This is a genomic window from Arthrobacter sp. JCM 19049 (assembly GCF_001310435.1).
Genome location: NZ_BAXF01000417.1, coordinates 1 through 1919 on the forward strand (window position 1 = coordinate 1; position 1919 = coordinate 1919).

The following is a 1919-nucleotide window of genomic DNA, read 5'->3' on the forward strand; positions in this document are numbered from 1 at the left end:
CTGGCCCGGCTCACGGCCTTCCCGGTTCATGCGGGCCTGCTTGGACGGCGGGATCACCGGTTCCTCCATCAGCAGCGGGCGTCCACCCTGGGCCATCAGCGCCAGCGCGGCGGCGATTTCCAGGTGATCCAGCTCTTCATGCTCGGTGGCGAACTTCTCCACGATCTCGCGGAAGGCGCTCAGGTCCTGACCAACGATGGTCTGGTCGATCCGGTCGGTGAACTTCTGGATGCGGCGGTTGTTCACCGATTCCACGGTGGGCAGCTGCATCATGGACACCGGCTGGCGGGTGGCCTTCTCGATGGCGCGCAGCAGGTACTTCTCGCGTGGGGTCATGAACAGGATCGCGTCCCCCGAGCGGCCGGCACGGCCGGTGCGGCCAATGCGGTGCACGTAGGACTCGGTGTCATGCGGGATGTCGTAGTTGATCACGTGGCTGATGCGCTCCACGTCCAGGCCGCGGGCGGCCACGTCGGTGGCCACCAGGATGTCAATCTTGCCCGCGCGTAGGTTCTCCACGGTGCGCTCACGCTGCTGCTGCGGGATGTCACCGTTGATGGCGGCGGCGGTGAAGCCGCGGGCCTTGAGCTTGTCGGCCAGGTCCTCGGTGGCCATCTTGGTGCGCACGAAGGTGATAACTCCGTCGAAGTCCTCGGATTCCAGGATCCGGGCCATCGCGTCCAGCTTGTGCGCCCCCATCACCTGCAGGTAGCGCTGGGTGATGTTGGTGCCGGTGGTCTGCTTGGACTTGACCGACACTTCCTCGGGGTTGCGCAGGTACTCGGAGGCGATCCGGCGGATGGCACGCGGCATGGTGGCGGAGAACAGGGCCACCTGCTTGTCTTCCGGGGTGGCTTCCAGGATCTTGTCGACCTCTTCTGCGAAGCCCATGCGCAGCATTTCGTCGGCCTCGTCCAGCACCATGTACTGCAGGTTCGACAGGTCCAGCGAGCCCTTGTTGATGTGGTCGATGACGCGGCCCGGGGTGCCGACCACGACCTGGGCGCCACGGCGCAGGCCAGCCAGCTGCGGGCCGTAGGGGGCACCGCCGTACACGGCAGCACGGTGAAGTCATCCAGGTGCTTGGCGTAGGAGGTGAAGGCCTCGGCAACCTGCAGGGCCAGTTCACGGGTCGGTGCCAGCACCAGGATCTGCGGGGTGCGGGACGGACCGTTCAGGTCAGCGACCTCGGCCATGCGCGAAAGCGCGGGCAGCGCGAACGCGGCGGTCTTTCCGGTACCGGTCTGGGCCAGGCCCACGACATCGCGGCCCTCAAGCAGCAGCGGATGGTGGCGGCCTGAATCGGAGAGGGCTTTTCGTAGCCCAGGTCGACCACGGAAGCCAGCACGCGGGCGTCCAGGCCCAGCTCGCTGAACAGCACGGTCGGCTCGTCGCTGCCGTTTTCGTTGGTGGAGTTCTCGGTGGAATTGACGGACATGTCAGTAGACACGAACAGATACCTCATTCGTTAGGGGAAGGCCTACGCGTCCCCAAAAAAACGACGAATAGGCTACACAGTCAAAAACAACTCACGCTCATCAAGCGTTCCCCTATGACATAAATATCCGCACACACTTTGCGGATTCACAACACGAGAAAGGCTCCGGCCTCAAAAATTGGGCAAGATGCGAGGGATGCCCGATGTTCGCGAACAATCCATTCTATCGGCATCGGCCGCGCAAAGACAGGGTCGAGGTGGTGTGAGATCAGGCACCGCGCCCCCTGCACTAAGCTGGCTGGTGTGAAAAGCAACGGTTCCAAGCCTGCGTCCTCCGCGGCGCAGATGCCTTCCGCCCTGCGCATTGCCCGGCTGTGCTGGGTGTTGGCCGCCGCGCTGTTCCTGGGTTTTGCCGCGAGTCTGTTCGTCACCGCCGCGCGCTCGACCGAACCGTCCACCGGTCCGTGGCTGCTGGCCAGCC

1 pseudogene is annotated in these 1919 nt (G+C 64.6%); it reads right to left on the reverse strand.

The window, feature by feature from the left end:
* A pseudogene (locus JCM19049_RS12880) lies at positions 1-1438 on the reverse strand (DEAD/DEAH box helicase); the annotation flags it as partial.
* Between the last annotated feature and the right edge of the window lie 481 nt (positions 1439-1919).